Source organism: Paenibacillus dendritiformis (assembly GCF_015845845.1).
Classification (GTDB): domain Bacteria; phylum Bacillota; class Bacilli; order Paenibacillales; family Paenibacillaceae; genus Paenibacillus_B; species Paenibacillus_B dendritiformis_C.
The window spans coordinates 18,806-45,638 of the sequence record NZ_LDIG01000030.1 but is presented as its reverse complement, the minus strand read 5'-3'; the positions used below and the strand labels follow the sequence as shown (position 1 = coordinate 45,638).

General features: G+C 57.9%; 23 protein-coding genes and 2 pseudogenes. 16 read left to right on the top strand and 9 right to left on the bottom strand.

The features are described 5' to 3' along the window. The first annotated feature begins 128 nt into the window (after positions 1–128). From ABD76_RS00440 to ABD76_RS00370, 15 genes are all read left to right on the top strand, one after another. Complete coding sequence (locus ABD76_RS00440) at positions 129–1,100, top strand: biotin--[acetyl-CoA-carboxylase] ligase (RefSeq protein ID WP_197253335.1); 972 nt, start codon at positions 129–131, stop codon at positions 1,098–1,100. 361 nt (positions 1,101–1,461) lie between these two features. Further along, the gene (panB, locus tag ABD76_RS00435; RefSeq protein WP_420901900.1) at positions 1,462–2,343 is read left to right on the top strand and encodes a 3-methyl-2-oxobutanoate hydroxymethyltransferase; all 882 of its coding nucleotides are present in this window, start codon (positions 1,462–1,464) and stop codon (positions 2,341–2,343) included. Then, positions 2,340–3,251, top strand: coding sequence for a pantoate--beta-alanine ligase (gene panC / locus ABD76_RS00430; RefSeq protein ID WP_197253331.1), 912 nt, complete (start codon positions 2,340–2,342; stop codon positions 3,249–3,251). Before panB ends, panC begins: the two co-directional genes overlap by 4 nt. Beyond that, entirely contained in the window at positions 3,236–3,622 is a 387-nt protein-coding gene (panD, locus tag ABD76_RS00425) for an aspartate 1-decarboxylase (protein WP_197253328.1), read from the top strand. The genes panC and panD overlap by 16 nt, the downstream gene beginning before the upstream one ends. A 187-nt stretch (positions 3,623–3,809) precedes the next feature. Further along, positions 3,810–4,442 carry a tetratricopeptide repeat protein gene (locus ABD76_RS00420; RefSeq protein ID WP_197253326.1) on the top strand — a complete coding sequence of 211 codons (633 nt, stop codon included), beginning with the start codon at positions 3,810–3,812 and terminating at the stop codon, positions 4,440–4,442. Positions 4,443–4,559: 117 nt separating this feature from the next. Further along, positions 4,560–7,415 (top strand): ATP-dependent DNA helicase DinG, encoded by a 2,856-nt coding sequence (dinG, locus tag ABD76_RS00415; protein ID WP_197253324.1) that lies wholly within the window; start codon positions 4,560–4,562, stop codon positions 7,413–7,415. Positions 7,416–7,450: 35 nt separating this feature from the next. Continuing rightward, positions 7,451–8,098, top strand: coding sequence for a redox-sensing transcriptional repressor Rex (locus tag ABD76_RS00410; protein WP_168181343.1), 648 nt, complete (start codon positions 7,451–7,453; stop codon positions 8,096–8,098). After that, positions 8,095–9,405, top strand: a complete 1,311-nt coding sequence (locus tag ABD76_RS00405; protein WP_197253322.1) for an amidohydrolase — start codon at positions 8,095–8,097, stop codon at positions 9,403–9,405. The genes ABD76_RS00410 and ABD76_RS00405 overlap by 4 nt, the downstream gene beginning before the upstream one ends. Positions 9,406–9,417: 12 nt before the next feature. Next, a complete protein-coding gene (locus tag ABD76_RS00400; RefSeq protein ID WP_197253321.1) occupies positions 9,418–9,939 on the top strand; it encodes a cell wall elongation regulator TseB-like domain-containing protein in 522 nt (173 codons plus the stop codon). 299 nt (positions 9,940–10,238) lie between these two features. After that, positions 10,239–10,805, top strand: coding sequence for a quinolinate synthase (locus tag ABD76_RS00395; protein ID WP_197253319.1), 567 nt, complete (start codon positions 10,239–10,241; stop codon positions 10,803–10,805). Next, entirely contained in the window at positions 10,774–12,291 is a 1,518-nt protein-coding gene (locus ABD76_RS00390; protein WP_197253317.1) for an AAA family ATPase, read from the top strand. The genes ABD76_RS00395 and ABD76_RS00390 overlap by 32 nt, the downstream gene beginning before the upstream one ends. A 132-nt stretch (positions 12,292–12,423) precedes the next feature. Continuing rightward, positions 12,424–13,296 (top strand): 3-hydroxyacyl-CoA dehydrogenase family protein, encoded by an 873-nt coding sequence (locus tag ABD76_RS00385; RefSeq protein ID WP_006679910.1) that lies wholly within the window; start codon positions 12,424–12,426, stop codon positions 13,294–13,296. Further along, positions 13,293–14,504, top strand: a complete 1,212-nt coding sequence (locus ABD76_RS00380; protein WP_197253315.1) for an acetate kinase — start codon at positions 13,293–13,295, stop codon at positions 14,502–14,504. Before ABD76_RS00385 ends, ABD76_RS00380 begins: the two co-directional genes overlap by 4 nt. A gap of 14 nt (positions 14,505–14,518) precedes the next feature. Then, a complete protein-coding gene (gene asnS / locus ABD76_RS00375; protein ID WP_197253313.1) occupies positions 14,519–15,814 on the top strand; it encodes an asparagine--tRNA ligase in 1,296 nt (431 codons plus the stop codon). Between the two features lie 201 nt (positions 15,815–16,015). Further along, the gene (locus ABD76_RS00370; RefSeq protein WP_197253311.1) at positions 16,016–16,717 is read left to right on the top strand and encodes a DnaD domain protein; all 702 of its coding nucleotides are present in this window, start codon (positions 16,016–16,018) and stop codon (positions 16,715–16,717) included. 102 nt (positions 16,718–16,819) lie between these two features. Here ABD76_RS00370 and ABD76_RS00365 read toward each other — a convergent pair whose 3' ends face one another. Both ABD76_RS00365 and ABD76_RS00360 read right to left on the bottom strand, forming a co-directional pair. Further along, on the bottom strand, positions 16,820–17,704 hold the full coding sequence (locus ABD76_RS00365; protein ID WP_197253309.1) for an alpha/beta fold hydrolase: 885 nt from the start codon (positions 17,702–17,704) through the stop codon (positions 16,820–16,822). Further along, entirely contained in the window at positions 17,701–18,513 is an 813-nt protein-coding gene (locus tag ABD76_RS00360; protein WP_197253307.1) for a TetR family transcriptional regulator, read from the bottom strand. Before ABD76_RS00360 ends, ABD76_RS00365 begins: the two co-directional genes overlap by 4 nt. 623 nt (positions 18,514–19,136) lie before the next feature. On the opposite strand from ABD76_RS00360, the gene ABD76_RS00355 reads away from it, so the two are divergent. Then, on the top strand, positions 19,137–19,340 hold the full coding sequence (locus ABD76_RS00355) for a hypothetical protein (RefSeq protein ID WP_197253305.1): 204 nt from the start codon (positions 19,137–19,139) through the stop codon (positions 19,338–19,340). On the opposite strand, the pseudogene ABD76_RS00350 reads toward ABD76_RS00355, so the two are convergent. From ABD76_RS00350 to ABD76_RS00320, 7 genes and pseudogenes are all read right to left on the bottom strand, one after another. Continuing rightward, positions 19,313–19,860: pseudogene (locus ABD76_RS00350) on the bottom strand (class II aldolase/adducin family protein). The gene ABD76_RS00355 and the pseudogene ABD76_RS00350 overlap by 28 nt on opposite strands. Further along, the gene (locus ABD76_RS00345; protein WP_197253303.1) at positions 19,857–20,522 is read right to left on the bottom strand and encodes a 2-hydroxy-3-keto-5-methylthiopentenyl-1-phosphate phosphatase; all 666 of its coding nucleotides are present in this window, start codon (positions 20,520–20,522) and stop codon (positions 19,857–19,859) included. The pseudogene ABD76_RS00350 and the gene ABD76_RS00345 overlap by 4 nt, the downstream one beginning before the upstream one ends. Then, positions 20,519–21,736 (bottom strand): 2,3-diketo-5-methylthiopentyl-1-phosphate enolase, encoded by a 1,218-nt coding sequence (locus tag ABD76_RS00340; protein WP_197253295.1) that lies wholly within the window; start codon positions 21,734–21,736, stop codon positions 20,519–20,521. Before ABD76_RS00340 ends, ABD76_RS00345 begins: the two co-directional genes overlap by 4 nt. Next, on the bottom strand, positions 21,733–22,614 hold the full coding sequence (proC, locus tag ABD76_RS00335; RefSeq protein WP_197253286.1) for a pyrroline-5-carboxylate reductase: 882 nt from the start codon (positions 22,612–22,614) through the stop codon (positions 21,733–21,735). Before proC ends, ABD76_RS00340 begins: the two co-directional genes overlap by 4 nt. 44 nt (positions 22,615–22,658) lie before the next feature. Then, entirely contained in the window at positions 22,659–23,906 is a 1,248-nt protein-coding gene (locus tag ABD76_RS00330) for a glutamate-5-semialdehyde dehydrogenase (RefSeq protein WP_197253284.1), read from the bottom strand. 39 nt (positions 23,907–23,945) lie between these two features. Continuing rightward, a complete protein-coding gene (proB, locus tag ABD76_RS00325; RefSeq protein ID WP_206765471.1) occupies positions 23,946–25,031 on the bottom strand; it encodes a glutamate 5-kinase in 1,086 nt (361 codons plus the stop codon). A gap of 515 nt (positions 25,032–25,546) precedes the next feature. Further along, a pseudogene (locus ABD76_RS00320) lies at positions 25,547–26,697 on the bottom strand (aminotransferase class I/II-fold pyridoxal phosphate-dependent enzyme). Positions 26,698–26,833 lie beyond the last annotated feature (136 nt).

Sequence of the window (26,833 nt, the reverse complement as noted above, 5' to 3'; positions counted from 1 at the left end):
GCGGACCGGCCGGCCGGGCCGTGGCTTCGCGAGGCGCTCGAAGCCGCCTGGCTCGCCGTCGCGCTCGGCGACGTGCCGAACGAGCGCGACGCGCTCAGGAAATACGTGGAGAAAGAGTGGAACCGAGAATGAATCAAAAATTACTGGACTGGTTCCGGGAACACCCGGATCAATATATTTCCGGCGAGGAATTGAGCCGCCGGCTCCAGATTACGCGGACGGCCGTATGGAAGCAGATCAACGTCCTCCGCGCCAAAGGCTACGCCTTCGACGCCGTGCCGAAGCTCGGGTACCGGCTCGTGACCCAGCCGACCCGGCTCGATGAGGCGACGCTGCTCGCCAAGCTGGCGCCGGGCACCTTCGGGAACCGGCTGCGCATCCTCGAAAAGACGGAGTCGACGCAGAATGAAGCGGCCGCCTGGGCGAAGGAAGGCGTGCCCGAGGGCGCGGTCGTGCTGGCGGAGGAGCAGACGGGCGGCCGGGGCCGCCAAGGGCATGTCTGGCATTCGCCGGCAGGCAAGGGCATCTGGATGAGCATCGTCCTGCGCCCCCGCATTCCGCTGCCGTATACGCCGCATCTGACCTTGCTCTCGGCGGTGGCGATGTTCCGGGCGATGAAGAAGCTGACGTCGGCCCCGCTTGGCATCAAATGGCCGAACGATATCCTGGCCGACGGCAAAAAGGTGGCGGGCATCCTGCTCGAGTCGGCCGCCGAAGACGAGCGGCTGCTCTATGTCATTGCCGGCATCGGCATCAGTGTCAACCTGGATGCCGCCGACTTCCCGGAAGAGCTGCAAGACCGGGCGACGTCCTTGAAAATCGTGACGGGCCATGTAGTGGACCGGGCCACGCTGGTGGCGGCATGCCTGCAGGAGCTGGAGCAGCTGTACCGCCTGTATGAAGAGGAAGGGTTCGGGCCCATCCGTACGCTGTGGGAGGCGCAGAGCATCACGCTGGGCCGCCAGATGACCGTCGAGACCCCGCAGGGGCCGCTGCAGGGCGTCGCGGTTGGGCTGGATGAATCAGGCGCCCTGCTGCTGAGGGACAAGACGGGAGCGGTACAAAAAGTTTTTTCCGGAGATGTGCATTTTTCCGGGTGAAACCGATCCATGGATCTGCTATACTGTAGTCGGTGAGGCGGTATCTCCGAAGAGAATCGCACTCACCCGAGTAAGCAAGGAAAATCGTGCCGACAAGTACATATTCCTTGACGAACGTGATGCACGTATCTGCTCTGAGCCGAAGGGACCGAGACAGAAGGACGTCCGCATGCGACCTCTTTTTCTCTTTGGTGACCTTTTTAGCAGGATATGCTGAAAGGTTTTTTTGTTTTGCGCACACTAAAGCGAAGGAACGAGGCCGAACAATTAATAGGGGCCGACCGCGAAGGGTCTTGTGTTTGAAAAAGATGTTCCGCGAAAGAAAGCGGGCTTTTTGAACGGCCTCTACAAAAGGAGATGGATGTACGAGATGGCAACACAACCGTTAAGCATTGTGAAAATGAAGGCGATGAAGGGGCGCGGGGAAAAGCTGGCCATGGTTACGGCGTATGATTACCCGTCGGCCCAATTGGCGGAAGCGGCCGGCGTCGATTTGATTCTCGTCGGCGATTCCCTCGGCAATGTCGTGCTCGGCTATGACTCGACGCTGCCGGTTACGCTCGACGACATGGTATATCATTCGCGCGCCGTACGGCGGGGAGCGCCCCGCACCTTCATCGTGACAGATATGCCGTTCATGACATACCACGGCAGCATTTCGGACACGCTGGCCGGCGTCCGCCGCATTATGCAGGAAGGCCATGCCCATGCAGTCAAAATGGAGGGCGGCAAGGAAATCGCGGCTACAGTAGAAGCGTGCGTGCAGGCAGGGGTGCCCGTCCTGGGCCATATCGGCCTGACGCCGCAGTCCGTGCATCAGATCGGCGGCTACCGCATTCAAGGCAAGACGGCGGAGGATGCGAACCGCCTGCTGGAGGATGCCCTGGCGCTGGAGAAGGCCGGCGCCTTCGCGATTGTGCTGGAGCTGGTGACGGCGCAGGTGGCGGCTTATATTACGGAACGGCTCTCGATTCCGACGATCGGCATCGGGGCGGGCGCGGGCTGCGACGGGCAGGTGCTTGTATTCCACGATCTGCTGCGCTATACGGCGGATTACCGCGAGAAGCGGTTCGTCAAAACCTATGCCGATATCGGCGCCATGATACAAGAGGGAATCGGCGCCTATGTGCAAGAGGTGAAAGCGGGGACCTTCCCGGAAGAAGGCCATTCATTCGCGGCCGGCGAAGAAGTGCAGGGCCAATTGTACGGACATGCCGCCAAGGAAGAGGGGGATGTCCGATGATCACCGTACGCACTATCGCCGAGCTGCGGGCCGAGGTCCGCAGGCTGCGGCAGGAAGCGGAGCGGCAATCGGGGCGGGCGGAGGTCGGATTCGTCCCGACGATGGGCTATCTTCATGAAGGCCATGCCAGTCTGATGCGGCAGGCGAAGGAGCAGTGCGCGGTCTCGGTGCTGAGCATCTTCGTCAATCCGATTCAATTCGGGCCGAACGAGGATCTGGCCCAATATCCGCGCGATGAGGAGCGGGATTTGAAGCTCGCGGCTTCGGTTGGCATCGATATCGTCTTTCTCCCGTCGCCGGAAGAGATGTATCCGCAGCCGACGAAGACGACGATTCATGTGCGCGAAGTGACCGAGCCGCTGTGCGGCGCGTCCCGTCCGGGCCATTTCGACGGCGTCACGACCGTGGTCGCGAAGCTGTTCCATATCGTCAAGCCCGATCGGGCATACTTCGGAATGAAGGATGCGCAGCAGGTCGCCGTCATTCAACAAATGGTGGAGGACCTGAATTTCGACGTCACGATCGTGCCTTGCCCGATCGTGCGGGAAGCGGACGGGCTCGCGCTCAGCTCGCGCAATGTGTACCTGAGCGGGGAGGAACGGGAGCAGGCGCTCGGCTTATCCCGCTCGCTCCGCATGGCGGAGGAATGGCTGGGGGAGGAGCCCGGGCTTACGGCGGAAGAAATAAAGTCCCGTATCCGTCAGGTTATCGGCGAAGCGCCGCTGGCGGACATTGATTACGTTGACATCCTGACGTTCCCGGCGCTGCAGACGCTGCCTTCCGAAGAACCGGTCGGCAATGCCGGGAGCGACGTGCTTATCGCGCTGGCGGTCCGTTTCGGGCGAACGCGCTTAATCGACAACCGGCTGTTCAGCCGCCAAGGAGGACGCTTATGTTCCGTGAAATGATGAAATCGAAAATCCACCGCGCGACGGTGACGGAGGCCAACTTGAATTATGTCGGCAGCATTACGATCGATGAGCATCTGATGGAATGCGCCGACATTTGGGCCAATGAGAAAGTGCAGATTGTCAACAATTACAACGGCGCCCGGCTGGAAACTTACGTCATTCCGGGTCCGCGCCATTCCGGGGTCATCTGCCTGAACGGGGCGGCGGCGCGCCTTGTCCAGCCCGGAGACAATGTCATTATTATTTCGTATGCGGCGATGACCGACGAAGAAGCGCGTTCTTATCAGCCCAAAATCGTGTTCGTCGACGGGGAGAACAAGCCGGTGGAATTGATGGCCGGAACGGAAGCTCACGCGACGATCAAATAATCCGCGTCAACGGCCGCCATCACAGCGAGCACCGGCACGCTTCGTTCCGGCTCAGGCCAAGCCCTTGACAGCGCCAGGCTCCGTTGGGTAAACGTTGGAGCGCGGAATGAAATCCACCCCCTTAACACACAATGAACGTAGATCCGTTATCGACGATACGCATCACTCGTAAAGGTGGGATGGAATCGTGCTGCAACAAGTATTCGCGACGATGAATGAAGTGCTGGATGAATTAATTCGCCAGTATCCCCAAGCGGCGGGAGAGCGCAAGCAGGAACTGGACCGGCAATTGAAGGTGCTGTCCACAATGAGCGACTACATCGTGGAGGAGTGGCTTCGGTTCGAGGAGAAGCTTGCCTCGCTGCGTCCGCACAGTCAAAACGACGTGATCGAGGCGCAGCCGCAGCCGACATTGCCCGATTTTACGGATCCGTTCCAGCGAGGTCAGGGATACTACATGCTGATGATGTATGATGAAGCCGTCAAGCATTTGGAAGCGGCGGCCTCGATAAGGCCGGACCATATCGACAGCCGCATTTATTTGGCCATGAGTTATTTGCATCTGGGCCGGAATCAGGAAGCGGGACATCATTTTCAACTCATCATTCCTCTGACCGAGAGCAAATGCCTCAAAGCGATCGCTTACAATGCCTTGGGGTGCATCAGCGCCGAGCAGCGGGATCTTTCCAAAGCGAAGGAATACTTCAGCAAAGCGCATCTGCTTGATCCTTCACTGCCAGAGCCTGTTTTGAACTTGAAAGCGTGTCTGTCGGATGGCGATCATTTGCAATATGGCGGTGAGTGGATTCACATGCCGTAACCAGAGAGGGAAACCTGTTCGTAAAAAATACGCACAGATGTTTCCCTCTGTGCATTTCCAAATGGCCGATCATCTGTTATGCTAAGAACAGAAATCGGTGAGAGGAATTAACAGATAATGAGATTTGCTGTGTTGGATTTTGAGACGACGGGCAATCAGCCCAGCGATGAAATTATACAGATTGGCCTTGTCGTTCTGGGGCATGATCTGAACGTAGAACAACAATACCACACCCTGGTCCGTCCGACGGCAAGCATACCCGAATTCATCACGAATCTTACGGGCATCTCCGACGAGGATGTTCAGGATGCGCCAGAACTGGACGAGGCCATGACCGGGATGGTGCCGCTGCTGAGCGACGTGGTCCTGGTCGGCCACAATGTCGGCTTCGATTACCAATATTTGCGCCAGGCGCTGGAGCAGACCGGTTATTTGCCGTTCACCGGCCGGATATTGGACACGATCGAGCTGCTTCGCATTTTGTTCCCTTCGCTTCCTTCCTATCAGCTAGGTTCCGTAGCTCATGATTTCGGCATTGCCCATGACAGACCTCATCAGGCGGACAGCGATGCCCTTGCGACGGCGGACATCTTCCGCCGCTGCATGGAAGCCATTGATGACTTGCCTTTGCTTACGCTGCAAGGCATCGTGGAAGTATTCGGGGATCATGAAGAACGCGATTTGAAGTGGCTGCTGGCGGAGAAGCTAAGCGAACGGGAGCGGAATATGGCAAGCTGGGAGGAGGAAGGCTACTTCCCTTACCGCCAATTGATGCTCAAGCAGGACGATTGGACTGACACGCCGCCGCCTCGCGACGCGTCCGCGGACAATCCGCTGGCCGGCAAGTCGTTCCGGCAATTTCTCGATGAAGTGAAGCAGCGGATGGAAGCGATGCTGGAACATTACGAGCCGCGGGCCTCGCAGGAGCAGATGTTCAATGAGGTGATGGAATGCCTCGATGAGAACAAGCATCTGCTGATCGAAGCCGGAACGGGAACGGGCAAATCGCTCGGTTATTTGCTGCCGGCCCTGTATCACAGCGTTCTTCACGAGAAGAAGGTCGTGGTCAGCACCCATACGATCAACCTGCAGGAGCAGCTGAGACAGCGCGATGTGCCGCTTCTGGAGCAGATTGTTCCTTTTTCCTTCAAGGTATCGATATTAAAAGGACGCAGTCACTATTTGTGTTTGCGTAAATTTGAACATAAAATAAGTAACAGAGAGTTCGTTCACGCAAGAGATGACAGCATTACAGCGGCGCAGCTGCTCGTATGGCTCAGCCGGACGGAGCATGGAGATGACGAGGAGCTGCATCTCGTGCATAAAGGGCCCGAGTTCTGGGATTCGGTCTCGAGCGACAGCGATTCCTGCCTGAACCGTTCCTGTCCTTGGTTCCGCCGCTGCTTCTATCACCGGGCCAAAAATAACGCGAATCTCTCCGATATCGTCATTACGAACCACTCGTTATTGTTTACCGACGTGATGGCCGACCATCGTCTGCTGCCGGGCTATGAGCATCTCGTCGTTGACGAGGCGCATCATTTCGAGGAGACGGCCGGCAAGCACTTGGGGACGAATTTGCAATATTTTTCACTCATTCACCCGCTGACCCGGCTGTTCAAAGACAGCAAGAGCGGCGCTCTTGTCGTGCTTCAACAGCGTCTCCGGTTATCAGGCCACGAGAAAGCGCTTATCTGGGCCGAAGGGATCGATAAGCTGCTGCAGCAGATCGTCGACGTCAAGGAGCAATGGGATCGGCTGCATGATATGCTGTATCAGCTGCTTCCTTCCGGGGAAGCCGGTCAATTCGAGGGCGGACAGACGGTGCTTCGTCTTCCGGCCGGCGAGCGCCCGGAAGAGTGGCCCGAAGCGGTGGAGCTGGAGAAATCGATCCACACCCGTCTCAGCGACATCGTGCGCTCGGGCGAAAAGCTGGTCAATGAGTGGAAAGAGGCCGATGACGAAGAACTTGAGGGCGTTATCGTCGATATTAGCGGGCTGCTGAAGGATGTAGGCCAAGTGCGCGACGATTTCCGCCTGTTCATGCAAGGCTCGGATCCGGAGACGGTGTATTGGATGGAGGGGAATACGCAGTTCAAGTTCAAGTCGCTGCAAATGTATGCCGTGCCGGTCGATGTGAGCGACGCGCTGAACCGATATTTCTTCGAACCGAAAAAGAGCGTCATCCTCACTTCAGCGACGCTGTCCGTCGACAAGTCCTTCCAGTTCGTGCAGGAACAGATCGGCCTTGCGGAAGCCGCCAATGACGGCAGGCTGCATACGGTTATTCTGCCTTCCCCGTTCAATTACCGGGAGCAGGCGCTGGTCGTTATCCCGCGTGATTTTCCCAGCGTCAAAGGCTCGTCCGACGCGGTCTTCAATCAGACGCTCGCGAAATCGATCGGGGATGTGGCGCTCGTCACGCGCGGCAGGATGCTCGTCCTGTTCACCTCGTACCGCATGCTCCGGGACGTGTACGAGCCGCTGAAGGAAGCGCTGAGCGCAAGCGGCATTCAGGTGCTGGGCCAAGGCATCGACAGCGGGAACCGCAGCAAGCTGACGCGCCGCTTCCGGGAGCAGCCGGCTTCCGTGCTTCTCGGTACGAGCAGCTTCTGGGAAGGCGTCGACATTCCCGGCGACGCGCTCACCTGTCTCGCCATTGTCCGGCTGCCATTCCAGCCGCCGAACCATCCGCTCGTCGAAGCCAAATGCGATCGGCTGAAGCGCCAGAAGCAGAACCCGTTCCGCAAATATTCGGTTCCGCAGGCGGTTATCCGCTTCAAGCAAGGCTTCGGACGCCTTGTGAGGACCGCTCAGGACAAAGGCATCGTCATCGTGTACGATACGCGGGTGATTGAGACGAGCTACGGCAAACATTTCTTATATTCGCTTCCTGGGCCGAAGATGGAGCACATGGCCAATGTGCAGCTGGTGCCCAGAATCGAAGCGTGGTTAAACGAGCACGAAAAATAGGCGTGTAAGAGCGATGAGGGGGCAACGAAATAAATATGAAAACGTTGAAAATATCAGAAGCTGTCGTTCGCAGACTGCCGGTTTATTTACGTCATCTGATGGAACTGAAGCAGCGAGAGGTTCTGACGGTTTCTTCACAGGATTTGGGGCAGAAGCTGGACCTCAATCCCGCCCAGATTCGCAAAGACTTGGCATATTTCGGCGATTTTGGACGAAAAGGAATCGGGTATGACGTCTCTTACCTGATTCAACAAATCCGCCATATACTGAAGCTGGATCAGATTATTCATGTCGGTCTTGTCGGCGCGGGGAAGCTGGGCCATGCCTTGTGCAACTATACGGCATATATGAAGGACAATATGCGGATTGTGGCCGTATTCGACGCGCTGGAGTCGAAGGTCGGCACCGAGATCAACAATTTGCGCGTGCAGCCGATGAGCGAACTGGCGGACACCGTGCGCGAACAGAAAATTCGCATCGGCATCATTACCGTGCCCGCTTCGGAGGCGCAGCATGTCGCGGAACAGTTCGTCGAGGCGGGTGTCGAGGCGATCTTGAACTTCGCGCCGGTTATCCTCCGCGTTCCGGCTCATGTGCGGGTGCATACGGCCGATTTTACGACGGATATGTTCAGTCTGGCCTATTATTTATCCGATGATAGAAAGGAAGCTCCGGTAGAATGACGACGAAACTTATTATTGAGAACGGGACGTTTGCGTCGCTGCGCCCAGGCGCGGAGCGCACGGCCGTTACAGGCACGATGGTCATTGAAGATGACATGATTGTATATGTGGGGGAACAGCTTCCGCAGGAGCATGATACGCCCGAGGCGGCGCGAATCGACGGCAAAGGGCTGTTCTTCATGCCGGGGCTCATCAACACGCACGGCCATGCGGCGATGTCGCTGCTGCGCGGGTACGGCGATGACATGGTGCTCCAGACGTGGCTGCAGGAGAAGATGTGGCCGATGGAAGCGAAGTTCACCGCGGAGGATGTCCGTTGTGGAACCGCACTCTCGGTTCTGGAAATGCTGAAAGGCGGGACGACGACGTTCGTCGATATGTACGACCATATGGATGAGGTGGCCAAGGTCGTCGAGGAGTCCGGCATCCGCGCCTGCCTGATGCGCGGCGCCATCGGCTTATGCCCGGAAGACGTGCAGGAAGCGAAGCTCCGGGAAGCCGTTCAATTCGCCCGCGACTGGCACGGCAAGGCGGACGGGCGCATTACGGCGATGCTGGCTCCGCACGCACCGTATACATGTCCTCCGGGCTTCATCGAGAAGTTCGTGGAGGCGGCGCATGATCTCGATCTCCCGCTGCATACGCATATGTCGGAGACCGCGGCGGAAGTCGCCCAGAATGTCGCGGACTACGGGCTTCGTCCTGTCGCTCATTTGGAGAAGCTCGGCTTCTTCTCGCGTCCATCCTTCGTGGCGCACGGCGTTCATCTGACCGATGAGGAGATCGAAGTATTGGCTCGCCATGACGTCGCTGTCTCTCATAATCCGGGCAGCAATCTGAAGCTGGCTTCCGGGGTGGCGCGGGTTCCTGAGCTGCTGCGCGCGGGCGTAACCGTATCGCTCGGAACGGATGGGCCGGCAAGCAACAACAATCTGGATATGTTCGAAGAGATGCGCCTGGCGGCGCTGATTCATAAGGGCGTATCCGGCGATCCGACGGCAGTGCCGGCGGCGGAAGCGATGCGCATGGGCACGCTGTACGGAGCGCAGACGATCCGGGCCGAGAAGCTGGGGCTGCTGGAAGCCGGCATGAAGGCGGATATCGTGGCGGTGAACGTGAACCAGCCGCATTTCGTTCCGCATACCGACTTCGTCTCGCATATGATCTATTCCGCTTCCGCCAAAGACGTCGCCCATGTATGGGTCGACGGCCGCGAAGTGGTGAAGGACGGCCAGTGCCTCACCTTGGACGAAGAGCGCATTCTCTATGAAGCCGGGCGGTGCTTCGCGCGCCTGCTTGAGCGCTGACGGGAGGAGCGCATGGCCAGAAGACGCAGTCGCCGCCGCCGCAACCGGTGGTTCATCGCCATGCTGGCGTTTGTCGTGCTTATCCTGTTCATTGTCGCCTTGGTTATGTACGTCAACTACATTTATTCCGATGAGCGGATGAAGGAAGCAGACATTTTGCAGCGTGCCCAGCAAGAGGTGCCGTTGACCGAAGTGAACGGCATCGAGAAGAGCGTATGGGATGAAGTCGTCTATGTCATTAATGGGGTTAACCAGGAGGGAAAGGCCGTCTGGGTATGGGTATTCCCCGATCGGGTCGCCTCGATCCCGGCAGCCGATAGCGTGGATAAGGCCGTAGTGAAGGCCGCGATTCAGCAGGCGCACCCCGATGCCCGCATTGTCCGCCTGCTGCCTGGATATAAGGATAATCAATATGTGTGGGAAGCCTTCGTCCAGCGTAAGGACGAGAAAGGAACGCGCCGCTATTTTTATCAGTTTTATTCCTTCTACGACGGTTCTCCGGTGGGCGAGATCTACGGTCTTCCCAACCAATAGAATAGCCTGGGGCAGCTTGGCCTGCCCTGTCATTACCGCACCGCTTCGCTTCAGCGTCATATGGCCGCTGAGGGGAGCGGTGCTTTTTGCTGTCTTGGCAGTCATGGAACACTTTACATTCCGTAATCGTATATCAAATATGATATACTTTTGTATATCGTGTTCTGATAGATAAACAACGTATGACTTGCGCAAATTTAGCACCGTATGTCAGCGAAGCGGATGACATATCTGCACGCCAGCAACATGTCCACATTTGCATTAAGCGATACACAGGAATAGAAGGGGGTTTTTGTGGCATGACGAAGAAGATTCGCATTGCGCCGACCCTGCTTATTATGCTGCTGACCGGCGGTATTTTATTCGGGGGGTGGGCCGTATATCAGACGAAGTATGTGGAACAGCCCGTAGAGAGCGTTATGCGGCAGCATGCCGAGATTACGAAGTATCAGGTCGATTGGCATTCGGACACGCTGAAAATTCAAATTCAGGCCGATCCGGGCGCCGATATTCGTGAAGTGGTGCAGAAGCTGAATACCGAGATTGCACAGTATGCCAAAGGCAAAAAAGTGCTGATCGAATATATCAATGAGAACAGTACGCCAACGATTGATCAATGGTGGTCGCAGGCCATGTTCGATGTAGCCGAAGCGATGGTTCACCGGAATTACAGCGATATTCCGAAGAAGCTGCAGGAGCTTCGGACGAACCAGCCCGGTCTGGAAGTCGTGACGGAGATGGATAACCAGTATGTCTATATTCAACTGAAGGACAAGCAAGGCAGCAAGACGATGCTCTTGCCGCTGGACGGAACCGCAATGGGGGTGTGGCCGCATGAAGAACAGACTGTCCATCCGCTGGCCTGAGGCGGCTATCGGAGCCGCGATCGCGATTATGGTCTTTCTCGCGTTTCGCGGCGTGAATATCCTTCCGATTGTGTTGGCTGCCGTCGTGTTGGCCGCGCTCTCCTATGCCGTCAAGCGGCGCGGGGGCGCCGGGGTGACGAGCGGAGGCGCGCGCAGCGATTCGCGCAAGGCGTCCGTCGCTCCGTTAAGCTTCGAGCAGATTGGCGGGCAGGAACGGGCGAAGAATGAATTGATTGAAGCGCTCGATTTCCTCGTTCGCCCGGATGCGATTCGGAAGTTCGGGATCCGGCCGCTCAAGGGCATCCTGCTCACCGGGCCTCCGGGGACAGGGAAAACGCTGATGGCCAAAGCGGCGGCCCACTATGCCGATGCCGTCTTCATCGGCGTCGCGGGCAGCGAGTTCGTCGAAATGTTCGTCGGCGTCGGCGCCGGCCGCGTACGCGAACTGTTCAAGCAGGCGCGGCAGCGCGCGGCGAAGGAGAAAAAGCAGAACGCCGTCATCTTCATCGACGAGATCGATGTTATCGGCGGCAAGCGGGAAGGCGGACAGCAGCGGGAATACGATCAGACGCTGAACCAGCTCCTGACGGAGATGGACGGGCTGTATGCCGACATGAGTCCCCGGATTCTCGTCATGGCGGCGACGAACCGCAAGGAGATGCTGGATAGCGCTCTCCTGCGTCCGGGACGATTCGATCGTCAAATACAGGTCGATCTTCCCGATAAAAAGGGCCGGCTTCACATTTTGAAGCTGCACGCCAACAATAAGCCGTTGGCGGATGACGTCGATCTCGAGCGCATTGCCGACGAGACGTTCGGCTTCTCCGGCGCGCAGCTGGAGAGCGTCCTGAACGAAGGCGCGATCTACGCGATGCGGAACGAGTCGGATGTCATTACGACGAATCATCTGTCCCAGGCGATCGATAAAGTGATGATGGGCGAGAAAATCGACCGGGAGACGAATCAGGAAGAACGCCGGCGCGTCGCTATCCACGAGCTGGGGCATGCGATTATGGCGGAAGTGGTCCGTCCCGGGAGCGTATCCCAGGTGGCGCTAAGCCCAAGGGGGCAGGCGCTCGGGTATGTCCGCCATCAGCCGCTGGAGGAGCGTTATCTGTACACGAAGCCGTTCCTGGAAGAACAGATTATGATTGCGCTGGGCGGAGCGGCGGCCGAGGAGATCTTTTACGGCAACCGCAGCACCGGCTCGCAGGGCGACTTCGATCAGGCGCTGGACATCGTCGACACGATGATCAATGCCGGCCTGACGGAGCTGGGCATCGTCCGCTTGAAGCAGCTGCCGCCGGAAGCGCTGACCCGGCAGACGCAAGTCATCATGGAGCAGCTCTTCAAGCGTACGCACGCGCTGCTGGCCGAGCGCAAGCCTGCCTTCGATCGCGTGTTGCACCAGCTTCTGCGCGAGGAAAACTTGAGCGGTGAACAATTTCGGTGTCTATTATGTGACAGTCAGGAATTCCCAGCGTGAAAACACGCTGGGTTTTTCTTTTTATTTTCAGGATTCATGTTATGATAGATTAAGATCCCTGTGCACTGATAACGAATGCCTGTTATCGGGTACACTATACAGAGCATAGATGGAGGAAAGGTGGAAGTAACCATGTTTTTCAAGAAAATCGGCGTCATCGGCGGCGGTACAATGGGCCAAGGCATTGCGGAAATGCTTGCTGTCAAAGGCTTGGACGTGCTGTTGGTGGAAAAGTCGACAGAGAAGCTGGATCATGCCTACTCGATGATTGAAGCGAGTCTGGACAAACAATTGGAGAAATGGGCAATCACCCAGGCGGAGAAAAAACTGATCCTCTCCCGCATACATAAGGTGACGCATTTGGCGGAACTGGGAGCATGCGAATTGGTCATCGAGACGATCTCGGAGGATTTGGAAGCGAAAAAGCAAGTATTTGCGGAACTGGATCGGGTTTGCCCAAGCAATATTATTTTGGCAAGCAATACATCCACGTTGTCTTTAACCGAACTGGCCAGCTCGACGAAATATCCGGATCGGGTCATTGGCATGCACTTTATTTATCCCGTCGCGAAGGTCGAGCTTGTGGAGATTATCCGCGGGCTGAAGACTTCGGACGCTACATTTAACGAAACGAAGCGCTTCGTCGAAGAGGTTGTGCAGAAGAAAGGCGTCATGGTCTATGAATCCCCGGGATTCGTGACGACGCGCATTAGCTGCATTCTCATCAACGAGGCTCTTCATGTGCTGCAGGAAGGGGTCGCTTCGGCAGAAGATATCGACAACGCGATGCGTATCGGCTACAATTTCCAGTATGGGCCTTTGGAAATGGCGGACCGCTTCGGTCTGGATTCGGTATTGGCGGCCTTGGAACGCATGTTCCGCGAGTTCGGCGATATCAAATATCGTCCGTCCGTATTGTTGAAAAAGATGGTGCGAGCCGGCCACCTTGGTGTGAAGACGGGCGTCGGATTTTTCAAGTATGATAAGGATGGGGATCGACTATGAAAATACTTGTAATCAACGCGGGAAGCTCCTCGCTTAAATACCAACTATACGATATGACGGACGAGTCGGTGTTGGCGGCAGGCCGGGTAGAGCGCATCGGGATGGATTCTTCCATCCTCGTGCATGAGCCGCACCATACGGAAGAGATCACGGAAGTGAGCGAGATTCTGGACCATACGACGGCCATCCGCAAAGTCTTGGACAAGCTGACCGACGCCGAAGTCGGCGTCCTGAAGTCGACCGGCGAGATCGATGCGGTCGGCCATCGCGTCGTGCACGGGGGCGAATCGTTCAAAAACTCGGTATTGGTCGATTCCGAGGTCAAAGCCGAGATTCGCCGCTTGTTCGATCTGGCGCCGCTGCATAATCCGGCCCACATGATGGGGATCAAGGCCGTGGAAGCGAATATGCCGAACGTGCCGCAATCCGTTGTGTTCGATACGGCTTTCCACCAGACGATGCCAGAGAAAGCGTATATGTACGCCATTCCAAAAGTGCTGTACAAAAAGCACAAAATCCGCCGCTACGGCTTCCACGGCACATCGCATGATTATGTCAGCAAGCGCGCGGCCGAACTGATGGAGCGCCCGATCGAAGAGCTGAAAATCATCACGTGCCATATCGGGAACGGGGCCAGCCTGACGGCGGTCGACGGAGGCATCTCGGTCGACACGTCGATGGGGATGACGCCGCTTGAAGGTCTGATGATGGGTACGCGCAGCGGCGACCTGGACCCTGCGGTCGTTCCGTTCACGATGATGAAGGAAGACCTGACGGTCAATGAAGTCAATTCGATGCTGAACAAGCATAGCGGGCTGCTCGCGATCTCCGGGGTATCCAGCGATATGCGCGAGATTACGGACGGAATGGAAGCTGGCGAACCGAATTCGACGCTGGCGTTCGAGATGTACACGTACCGCATGCGCAAGTATATCGGGGCCTATGCGGCAGCGATGGACGGCGTCAATGCGATTGTGTTTACCGCCGGCGTAGGCGAGAACTCGGTCGTTATCCGCCAGCATGTCTGCGAGAAGCTGACGTTCCTCGGCGTAGAGATTGATCGGGAACTGAACAAGGTGCGTTCGAAGGAACCGCGCCGCATCTCGACGCCGAATTCGAAGGTGGATGTATTCGTCATTCCGACCAATGAAGAGCTCATGATTGCCCGCGATACGTATCGATTGGTTCAACAATCCAAACAATCGTAAGGGAGAGACGAATGATGGCGACCACATGTGTCATCCGTGAAGTCAACCGCCATGTGGGCGAGGAAGTCCGCATCGGCGGCTGGCTGCATAACAAACGTTCCAGCGGCAAGATTCAATTTCTGCAGCTGCGGGACGGCACCGGGTTCATCCAAGGTGTCGTCGTGAAGAGCGAAGTGCCGGAAGAGGTATGGGAAGCGGCCAAGAGCTTGACGCAGGAGAGCTCTTTATATTTTACAGGGATCGTTCGGGAAGAGCCGCGCTCCAAATCCGGCTATGAAATGACGGTAACCGGAGTCGAGATCATCCAGTTGACGCAGGACTATCCGATTACGCCGAAGGAGCATGGGGTCGACTTCCTGATGGATCACCGCCACCTATGGCTGCGGGCGCCAAGACAGCGCGCCATCCTGACGATTCGCGCCGAGATTATTCGCGCGGTGCAGCAATTTTTCGACGAGCATGGCTTTACGCTGGTCGATCCTCCGATCTTGACGCCTTCCTCTTGCGAAGGCACGACGGAGTTGTTCCATACGAAATATTTCGAAGAAGACGCGTTCCTGACTCAGAGCGGCCAGCTCTATATGGAAGCTGCCGCGATGGCGCTGAACAAGGTGTACTCCTTCGGCCCGACCTTCCGCGCCGAGAAATCGAAGACCCGGCGCCACCTGATCGAGTTCTGGATGATCGAGCCGGAGATGGCCTTCGTCGATCATGAAGAGAACCTGCGGGTGCAGGAGCAATTCGTAGCTCATATCGTGCAGTCCGTGCTGAAGAACTGCCGCGCCGAGCTCGATACGCTCGGACGGGATGTCTCGAAGCTGGAAAAGGTGAAAGCTCCGTTCCCGCGCATCACGTACGACGAAGCGATTCAGTTTTTGCAGGAGCAAGGCCACGACATTCCGTGGGGCGAAGACTTCGGTGCGCCGCATGAGACGGCGATCGCCGAGAAATACGAGACGCCGGTATTCATTACTCATTACCCGACATCGATCAAGGCGTTCTATATGAAGCCGGATCCGAACCGTCCGGAAGTCGTGCTCTGCGCCGACATGATCGCGCCGGAAGGCTATGGCGAGATTATCGGCGGCTCGCAGCGGATCGACGATCCGGAGCTGATGAAGAAGCGCTTCCGCGAGCATGAGCTGTCCGATGAAGCGTATCAGTGGTATCTTGACTTGAGAAAATACGGTTCCGTGCCTCACTCCGGCTTCGGTCTGGGACTGGAGCGCACGGTGGCGTGGATTTGCGGGCTTGAGCACGTTCGGGAGACGATTCCGTTCCCGCGCCTGTTGTACCGTCTGTATCCATAAAGGCCTGAACCATGCGCAGCTCCCCGTGCGCCGGGATGCGCGGCCTGATAGCTAGCACATGATCCCGTATCGCTTCGGTGATACGGGATTACTCTTAGATAAGTTCATGAATTTTTTGGAAACATTATCAATGTAAGCCTTACCAAATGCGTTCGTTTGTGCGACAATAAGGAGAGTATGTTGGGAAGAGGAGGTACCTTGGTGAGTGTAGACGGATTCCGGACCTTCGCCAAAGGGTTGGCGCTAGGCCTGCAATCGGGCAGCATTAGCGTGCCGTATCATTTGCTGCGTTATTACAAGCAATGGAAGTTGAGCGATTCGGATGTGATGCTGCTCATTCACCTCATCGGCTTCAAGCAGCAGGAGATGAAGGAGTTCCCGACAATCGACGAACTGCAGGAACGAATGGGAGCAGCTCCTGATGCGGTTATCAAATCGCTGCAGAAGCTGATGAAAGAAGGTTTTTTGAGCATAGACGACAACATCGATCCGGCGACGGATGTCCAGTATGAGCAATACAATTTGAGCGGATTATGGGATAAGCTCGCCTTGGCCGCCGCGGAAGAAATACGGGCGGAACGGCAGCGGCTGCGGGCGGCGGCCCCGCTGTCGGACGCGGAGCCGCCGAATCTGTTCAATATATTCGAGAAGGAATTCGGACGGCCGCTCTCGCCGATGGAGTGCGAGACGATCGCCGGGTGGATTGACGAAGACCGCTATCCGGAAGAGTTGATATTACTGGCGCTGAAGGAAGCGGTATTCGCCGGCAAAGTGTATTTCCGCTACATCGATCGAATATTGCTCGAATGGAGCCGCAACCGTGTCCGCACCATCGAAGATGCCAAGGCGTACACGCAGCGGTTCCGTTCCAGCGGGAAGGTGCGCATCCCTTCCGACAGTTGACCATGAGCCGCAGCCAAGAATAGCTTCACCCGAACCCCCGGCGCGAATGAGGAAGACTCATTGTGCCGGGGGCTTTTCATGTTGGGGGGCCGCAGTTCCGGCTTAACGATATTGAAAGTCGATCCGCTTCTCCAGGAGCGCGAGCGCTTCTGCGACCGCTTCGGGATGTGTCGCCGGCAGCATATGATGCGCGCCGCGCACGGTCAGGAGCGACGAGTGTTCGATGTCGCGGTGCAAACGCAGCGACTGCAGTTCCGGCCGGTACGGCTCTTTGTCTCCGACAGCGATGACGGTCGGAACGGACAGGGCCGGATACCGGGCACGAAGCTGCTCGGCCGTCTGCGAAAAATAAAAGACATCCTCGCGATTGGCGCGAATCTGTGACGGACGGCACCACAGATCGTACGCTCGTTCCATATAGGAGACGGGAACAGGGTCAGGCGCGAAGGCTCCCTTCACGGACATGGCCGCGAGGGGACGGGAGAGAGGCATCAGCAGCCCGCGCATAAGGATAGGGCCTATGACGGGGGAGTGGATTCCCCTATACAGAAGCGCGTCAAGCCGGCCGGCCGGATAGGCCTTCCCGCCATAGGCTGCCGGGGCGAGAAGCACGATGCCAGCCGCTTCGCCAGGATGGTTCAAGGCATAGGCAAGCGTCATCAGACCGCTCCAGGAATGGCCTACGATGATTGGCTTCTCCGCCCGCAGCGCCGTCAGCACCTGATGAAGCCATTCCGATTGCCGTGCCGGCGTCATCGCCACGCCGGGCTCCCGTTGGCTATAACCGTAGCCCGGGCGATCCAGCGCGATGACATCATAACGCCCGCGCAGGAGCGGAACTACAGCGTCATAGTCATGGAGCGACAATATGCCGCCGTGAAGCAGGACGACAGGGCGGCCGCTGCCTTCTCTCCGGTAGTGCACCTGCATGCCATTTACATTCATGATGTCATAAATCGGGGCTGAGCGATACACTGCCATCGTCATGCCTTTCCTCCTCCTTGCGACGGTCCTGGTCCGCCGATGCCGTGCCACAATATCCGAGCCATATCCGGTACGACTCGGTCAAAATCAATTCGCTTCGGATCGATGATCCAGGATATCATCATGCCGTGGATGAGTGACTGAAGAAGAATCGCGAGCTTGTCTGCCGGGACATCGGAGGCGATGATTCCTCCCTCCTGAAGCTGCTCAATGTGGGCTTGCGCCAGATCCCAGATTCGCGTATATGCAGCTTGCAGCCGCCGCTTCACCTCAGGTTCTCGCGACGCGGCCAGGAATTCAAAGAACAGGTACGCGGAACCGGTGTCGCTTTCCTGGGCGGGAAAGCGGTACCGCAGCAACCGGGCCGCCGCATCTGCCGGATCGCAGGATGTGTCCGTCAATTGCCGGGCTTCGCGCGGAAGAAGCGCTTGCATCCGTTCCAGCTCGGATTGGAGCAGGCCGAAGAACAGATCCTGCTTGCTGTTGAAATGCCAATAGACAGCTCCCTTCGTCAAGCCTGCCTCCGCCGCAATGATGTCGAGGTTCGCGGCCGCATAGCCGTGTTCGGCAAAGATGTGCCGGGCACTGTCCAGAATCCGCTGCCGCGTCTCCGGCTTCGTCCGCTCCGCATCTCTCGTTCCCGCATCCTCCGTCAGCAGCTCCATCATATTCCGTTTGTCGCCCAAATGTCGGCGCACCGTCATCCAATGGACACCGGCAGCCGCGGCAATATCCGCATACGTCAGCCGCTCGGCAGATCGCTCCGCAGCCAGTTTTCGCGCTGTTCGCACGATATGATCGTAAGAGCTCATGGGGATCGCGTCCTTTCCACGAAATATAACATTAACATACTTATGAGTATGTTAATATGATACATGATGAGATAAGAAAAGTAAACGAGGGCAAGGAAAAGCGAGGTCCGAAATGGATAGCGACTCAACTTCGGGTGCGTTCGTGGTTCATGATTTATGCTCCTCTTCGCAAAAGCATGTAAGTCTGTGTGACGCCCTGTGTTCTGCTGTGTGCTATGTCCTGTGTTGCATCCTGTGCTATTCCCTGTGCTTATGTCCCGTGTTACGCCCTGTGTTTATGCCCCGGGTGATGCAGTGTATATGGCGTTTATCCATATTCTCCCCATGGTTCAGAGTCCAGTCGCTCATAGGGCTCGATTTGCAAGCGGGAAGCATGCGGGGATGGAGGGAGAAGGTTTGGTTTTCCTCAAAACGGTCGATTCACACAAGTACTTCATGCGAGAGAACGTCAAGCAAGGGAACGTCACGCAAGAGTACGGCTTGGAAGAGAGCGTCATGTGTCCTAGATACGCACTCGCTATAGACACTTGTAATATACGCTTACCGGATTTATCATTTTGGTCTATGGCACTATGGGCAGAGGAGAGTGAGCTTTTATGAGAGGGGGATAGCAGAGTGGAAAGATGAATGGCGAGATTCCGTTCATGGACCTGACTGAAGGGGAGAATGGAGCAAAGGAGCTCGTAACCGGTCGCCACGGCGTGATCGGCATCTCTTGCGGAGATCTTCCGCAGGGGCATCCTGTTAAAGATACGATCGCTTTGAAGAGCGGTCTTGCAAAGCGATCGCAGGTGAAGCGCTATAATTCCAACGCTTTCATTCGATAGACATGCTCGAACAGAAACTCGAACGCCTCGAGATGGCGCTTCGCCTCGAAGCAGTTGGCTCCCCAGGCGTAAATGCCGTGGTTGCGCAGCACGATGCCCGGGACGGCCGGATTGAGCTTGGCCGTAATGCAGGGAACGATGCTCGGAATATGAGCGTAGTTTCGGAACGACCGGGATGTCGATCCGCGCATTATCCTCCCAGATGTTGAAAGCTTTGATAAGCTCCACGCCTTGGACGGGAATATAGCCTTCATCCCCATAGATCTCGGAGACGGGTCGCCTCACAGGGCTGTCCGGCTTCATCCACGAACAGGAAGTCCTCTGGCGTATGTACGGACTTGTCTTTGCCGCTGGCCGTAATCGCGTATTGAAAACGCCCCTCCTCGATACCCCGTGTGCGGACAGACAGATTGCCGCTCGTTCCGGGGAACCAATGACGCGCTGCGAATTGTTCCTTGATGCTGCGCAGCTCGGCAAGAGCGTGCTGCTTTTCCTCCATAGTTAACCGGATATCTATCATGAAGCCGAACCCCCCAGATGCTCGATAATATCATAAAACGTCTCGAACGGCGCATAAAGAAGGTGCAGCTCTTCGCATTTGCTGATAAGCTGGGACCGCGCATAGACGAATTCGACCAGCTTCGCTGCCGCGAAGTCCGTCACGCTGTCCCCGATAACGATCCGCTCATATTGTTCCTGCGGAAAGCGGCGCACAATGGTCGCCTTGCACATTCCGCACTTGTTCCGGCACGGCTCCTGGCAAGGATGAGGCCATGTGATCCGAATCGACTCTCCGCTGAAGTCGCTGCCGTTGCAATAAATATGATCGGAAGGAATGCCGAAAGGCTCAAGCAGCGGATAGACGAAGAAGTCGATGCCGCCGCTCGTCACGTACAGATCGATACCGCTGTCGCGGCAGAAGCGGACGAATTCCTCGAATCCCGGCCGGATCACGGCTTGTCCAAGCGCGAAGCGGATGACTTCATCACGCATCGACGATGGCAGCAGGGCGAACATTTTCCCGACGCCTTCGGAGATGGAAATGCGTTCCTCCAGCACGTCCTGGACAATCGGTTCCCAGCCCGGCGGGTTGAAGTGGCGGATAATGGCGATAATATTGTCGTTCACGGTAATCGTACCGTCGAAATCGCAGAAGATGACCCGTCGGCGTCTCTGGCTCACTGCTTCACCCCCCAAGCTTGAATCGCGGCCCGCAGCTCTTCCTGATCTGCCGCGCAGCTTTCCAGGGTTTTGCCCTGCATGACGGCGTCAATAGCCTGCACGAATGCGCGCCCTCCGGCGGCGGTCCCAAGCGGATGCCCATGGATGCCTCCGCCCGCATTGACAACGACATCGGTGCCGAAGTCGCGAATGATAAGCGGGACGATGCCTGGATGGATGCCTGCCGACGGCACCGGGAAGCTGCGCTGCAGCGCCATATCCTGCCGGGTGAGCGCATCGCGGATGGCGAAAGTATCCTCGGCCGGCATCGTAACGGAGCCGTACGGTGACGGGAACAGCACCAAATCCGCTCCGGCGAGCCGCATCAGCTTGCCGAGCAGGAGCTGGGCCGCGATGCCGTGATGCGGCGACGGATACATGCTGCCAGCCATCGCCGGATGCGCCGCGATCGGCACGGATATATCCGGATCCGAGCTGAGCGCGTGCAGCACATCGAAGCCATAGGCGAGCACGTTGAACAGGAAGGCGTTGGCTCCGGCTTCGATCGCGCGCAGGGCCTGATCGCGAAGCTTGAACGTCGGGCCTGTCAGATTGACCGCATACAGCAGCTTCCGGCCGGTCTGCTGGCTGACGGCATCGGCCGTCTCGATGCAGGCCTTTACCCTGCGTTCGATTGGCGTGAGAGGATTCTCGAACAAGATTTCGTCGTCTTTAATGATATTGACTCCGCCCAAAGCTTGCTGCCGGAATTGCTCGGCAAGAGCCGGCAGATCATAGCCGATGACGGATTTGAAAATACTCATCAGCAGCGGCCGATCATGCACATCGACCAGCTTCCGCACCCCGTCGAGGCCGAACTTCGGTCCAGGGAACGCCTGCTTGAACGCATCGGACCATTCGATATCCATCAGCTTGATGCGTCCATCCATGGACAGCTTCCCGAACATCGTCACGAGCAGCGCAGGCAAATCCCGGCTGTAGTTGACGTCCGGATAGGCGATCGTGATATCCGCATACCGCTCGCCCGGGATGTCGGATTCGACAGGCACGACGGAGAGGACTTGTCCCAGATGCTTGGCCATATCCGCTTTTTGCGCTTCCGGCAGCTCGGTCCAACTGCCGACCGTCATGCCGACGGCGATGCTGTCCGCCTTGCTGGCGAAGTCGGCGCGATCGTCATAAATGCGATACGTGGCGGTGCAATGTGCTTTCAATATGTCTCCCTCCCAATTTGTTCTCCCATCTCTTGCGCGCGGGCTTCCGCGCGGTGTATGGCGGAACGAAGCGCCTGCTGGAATTGATGCTTATCCAGGGTCTCGATCGCGGCTGCGGTCGTCCCCCCGGGAGAGGTCACCTTGCGCCGAAGCTCGGCCGGCTCTTCTCCGGTCAGGCGGACCATCTCGGCCGCGCCCCGTACGGTCTGCACGGTCAACTCGCGGGCTTGTTCCGCGGAGAGCCCGCCGTCGACGCCCGCCGCGATCATCGCTTCCATCAAATAGTATACATATGCAGGCCCGCTTCCGGATAGTCCGGTAATTATATTCATTTCATGCTCGGCCACCACGGCTGCATAGCCTACGGCCTGTAGCAGATGGAGGGCGGCTTCCTGCTGGTCTGCGGACGTCTCGTCCGACCAGCAGACGCCGGTGGCGCCGAGGCCGATCGAGCTGGATGTATTCGGCATTGTGCGCACGACGGGAACCGGGCCTGCGATGCGCTGCATCGCGGCGATCGAGAGTCCGGCGACGACCGAGAGCAGGAGCGCGCCCGGCTGCAGGCAATTCTTCAGCTCGGCGAGGGCGCCCGCCGCATCTTTCGGTTTGACTGCGAGCAGGACGATATCGGCCGCCTGCAGCAGCCGCATTTTGCCCTCCGGGGAATTATCGGCAGCGACGCCGTAGCGCCGCTGCAGTTCCTCCAGCCGCTCGGTATTGCTTCGGTTCACGACCGCAATCCGGTCCGGGGCGATCAGCCGTTTCTCCGTCAGCCCGCGAATAATCGCTTCCGCCATGGAACCGGCTCCGTAAATGCCGATGCGAAGCGAGCGGAACGAGTCGGTTACAGGTGCATGTCGATTTTCCATCAGTTTCATTCCTCTCTCTTCCTATCCATATCGATTCGTAAAGTTTCTCTATTTTAAGAACGAATTTGTCCTGTCCCGTAGATTCGGTACTTGGTCGAGGTGAGAGCCGGCAATCCCATCGGGCCGCGGGCATGCAGCTTCTGGGTGCTGATGCCGATCTCCGCGCCGAAGCCGAATTCGAATCCGTCCGTGAAGCGGGTCGATGCGTTGTGATAGACGGCCGCGGCGTCAACCTCCTGCAGGAAGCGCTCGGCATGCTGCCCATTCTCGGTGACAATGCATTCCGAATGCATCGTGCCGTAACGGGCAATATGCTCCAGCGCGGCATCGAGCGAATCAACGATGCGCACATTGAGGATATAATCGTTGTATTCGGTCGCATAATCCGCTTCGGCGGCCGGCGCCACCGACGGATCAAGGGCTTGCGTCCGCTCGCAGCCGCGGAGCTCGACATCCTGTGCGCGCATCTGGTCCAGGAGCGCGCGCAGGTGGCGTTCCGCATACGCCTGATGCACGAGCAGCGTCTCCATGGCGTTGCAGACCGATGGGCGCTGAGCCTTCGCGTTGACGGCAATCGCTTCCGCCATCTCTGGACGGGCCGATTCATCGATGTACGTATGGCAGATGCCGGCACCCGTCTCAATCACCGGCACGGTGGCATTTTGCACGACATTCTGAATCAGCGAAGCGCCCCCGCGCGGGATGACGACGTCGAGCAGTCCGTTCAGCTTCAGCATCTCATCGACCGAGGAGCGGTCCGGACTCTCGATCAATTGGAGCGCATCCGCCGGCAGCGCCGTCGCGGCCAGCGCCTCGTGCAGCACGGCGACGATGCGCTTGTTCGATTCCATCGCGGCCGAGCCGCCCCGCAGGACGACCGCATTCCCGGTCTTCAGACAGAGACCGGCCGCATCGACCGTGACATTCGGCCGCGCTTCATAGATCATGCCGATGACGCCGAGCGGGACCCGGATTTTCTCGACCCGCAGGCCATTCGGACGGGTAAACGTTTCGAGCACGTCGCCCACAGGATCGGGCAGAGCGGCAATCTGGCGCAGACCTTCCGCCATCGCTTCGATCCGGTCGCTGTTCAGCGCCAGCCGATCGAGCAGGGAAGGGGAGGTGCCTTGCTGCCGGCCGTTCTCCAAGTCCTTCGCATTGGCTTCGATAATGGAGCGCTCTTGCTCCCGCAGCTTATCCGCCATTTGCAGCAGCGCGGCATTTTTCTCCTCCGTGGTCAGCCGGTTCATAATCTGGGCCGCTTGCTTCGCCAGACCGGCTTTGTTACGCACTTCACTCATTATAGTTCCTCCTTATCAAAATCAGTTTTTGTCCAAATATCAGGAACGCAACGTAACCCATTCGTCGCGGTGAATGACTTCGATCCGGTGCACTTCCATCCGCTTCATCACTTCGTCGCTGGACCAGCCGGCCGCCGTGCGAAGCTGATCCGAATCATAATTGACGATGCCTCTGCCGATAAGCCGCTCATCGGGGCCGATGACTTCGACCACGTCGCCGGAATGGAATTCGCCCTCGATCGATCGGACGCCGGCGGGCAACAGGCTGGAGCCTTTGGCCAGGAGCGCCTCCTCCGCCCCGGCATCGACGCCGATGCGGCCATGCGCCGTCGAATGGAAGCCGAGCCACTGCTTCTTCATCGGCAGCGCGTGAAAATGGGTGTCGAAATAGGTTCCTTTGCCGTCGCCTTCCACCGCGCGCAGAAGATCGCCCGGTTCATTGACCTTGCCGACGAAGGCGGGGACGCCCCCGCGCATGGCGATGCGCGCCGCGTCCAGCTTGGAGCGCATGCCGCCCGTGCCTACGGAGGAGCCGGCCCCTCCCGCATACGCGTATAGATCCTCATTAATTTCCTCGACGCGGTCGAACCGGGTCGCTGCGGGATTCGTCCGCGGATCGGCGGTATACAAGCCGTCCGTGTCGGTGACGATGATGAGCCGGCCCGCGTGAACCAGATTGGCGACGAGCGCGGAGAGCGTGTCGTTATCGCCGAATTTCAGTTCCTCGACCGACACGGTATCATTCTCATTAATAATCGGGACAACGTCCCGGGCCAGCAATTCCTGGAGCGTCATATACGCATTATGTCCCCGGCGCCGGTTAGCGAAGTCGGAACGGGTGAGCAAAATTTGGGCCGCAGGCACTCCATGCATCTGCAGCTGCTCCTGGTACGCCTGCATGAGCAGGGCTTGCCCGACCGCGGCGGCCGCCTGCTTCTCATGAAGCTGCTTGGGCCGCTCCCGGTAGCCGATATGCCGGAAGCCGGCCGCGACCGCTCCGGAGGTGACCAGCACCACCTGGGCGCCGCGTTGGCGCAGAGCGATAATCTCGCGGACATAGAAGGAGACCCGATCGCGATCGAGACCGCCATTGTCCGACGTAAGGGAACTGCTTCCGATTTTCATTACGATGCGTTGCAATTCAATCACTTCCTGCCGTTTACTGCGTGCTTTTATGCTTCTTGCGGAATAAAAAAACTTCCGTCCTATAAAGGACGAAAGTCGATCTTCCGCGGTACCACCTTTGTTGAAGACGGATATGGCTCCTGCGGCTGGCGGCCAGCGCAGCCTTACGCTGCCGATGATCATTGGCCTTCCGCGGGATTCCTCCGCTTCCTGCTTCCTGCCGATAACGGGGCTGCCGTTCAGCTTCGCGACTCATCGCTTACGCTGACCGCTCAAGGATAGGTTCCGCAACGGTCAACGGCGGTGCTTGCAGCCGGGGCATCCGCTCTCTGGGCATGACTTGGTTGCGTACTGGTCCTGTCATCGCGTTCCATGTATCCAGCGCCTGCCCTACCATGCGGCGGCGCGGTTACCATAAGAATAACATGCGATTCCGAGACGTGTAAAGCGGCGGATTGCGACGGAATGTCACCGTCGGGCGGAATCATGTCCACCACGGGAGATCGAAAGCCGTCTCATCCGCCGAACAATCCGAGCGCTCCGATGCGCTCGGCCGCCTCGATCAGCCGTTCCTCCGGCGCAAGCAGACCGAGCCGGACATAGCCTTCGCCGTGACTCCCGAATCCAATGCCCGGCGCTGTCACTACATTCGCCTGCTCCAGCAGCAGATCGGCGAAAGAACCCGACGTGAATCCGGCAGGCACCGGAAGCCAGCAGAAAAAGGAGCCGGCGGGCGGCTGAGCGTTCCAGCCGATGCGGTGCAGCTCCGCGTAGAGCGCATTGCGCCGCGATTCATAGGTTGCGCACAGCTCCCGGACGCAGTCCTGCGGACCCGTGAGGGCGGCCGCCGCGGCGGCCTGCACGGCGCCGAACAGACTGGCGTACATATGGTCCTGCATCAGATTGATGAGCCGGATGATCTCGGCGTTGCCCACGGCGAAGGCGACGCGCCAGCCGGCCATATTGTAGGTTTTGGACATGGTATAGAATTCAACGCCGACTTCCTTCGCTCCCGGGAGTTCCAGGAAGCTGATCGGACGGCGGCCATCGAAGCCGATCGCGCCGTAGGCGAAATCGCTCGCCACGATAATGCCGTTCCGTTCGGCGAAGCGAATCGTCTCTTCGTAGAACGGGCGAGCCGCGACGGCGGATGTCGGATTGTTCGGGTAATTGAGGAACATCAGCTTCGCCCGTTCCAGACATGCGGCGTCAATCCGCTCATAATCCGGCAAATACCCGCTCGCCTCAAGCAGCGGCATCATGACCATCTCGGCGCCTGCCAATGCGACGCCGGACCAGTAATCCGGGTACCGGGATCGGGAACAAGACACACGTCGCCCGGGTTCAGCAAGATTTGGCTGATTTCCACGAGCCCGGTCTTGCCGCCGAAGAGAACGGAGACCTCGGTATCCGGATCCAGCTCGACGCCGTACTCGGCCGAGTACCGCTCAGCGACCGCCTCCTTGAGGAAGCGGTAGCCCTGGAACGGGGGATAGCGGTGGTATAACGGATTCGCGGCCGCTTCCTGCAGGGCGGAGACGATATGCGGAGCCGTCGGCAGATCCGGGTTGCCTTGCCCGAGATTAATCACGTCGTGGCCGGCAGCGACTCTCGCCTGGGCCCGCGCTACCAGAGCGGCGAAGAACTGCTTCGGCAGACCGTTCATCCGATCGGCCGGCACGATTGTAGGGAAAGTAGGCTTCATCGTAATTCACTCCAGACACATATATCGCCAAGCGCAAAGATTAACGATAATTTAGCATGTTTTGCCGGAAGTGTATACCTCTTTTTCATACGATGAA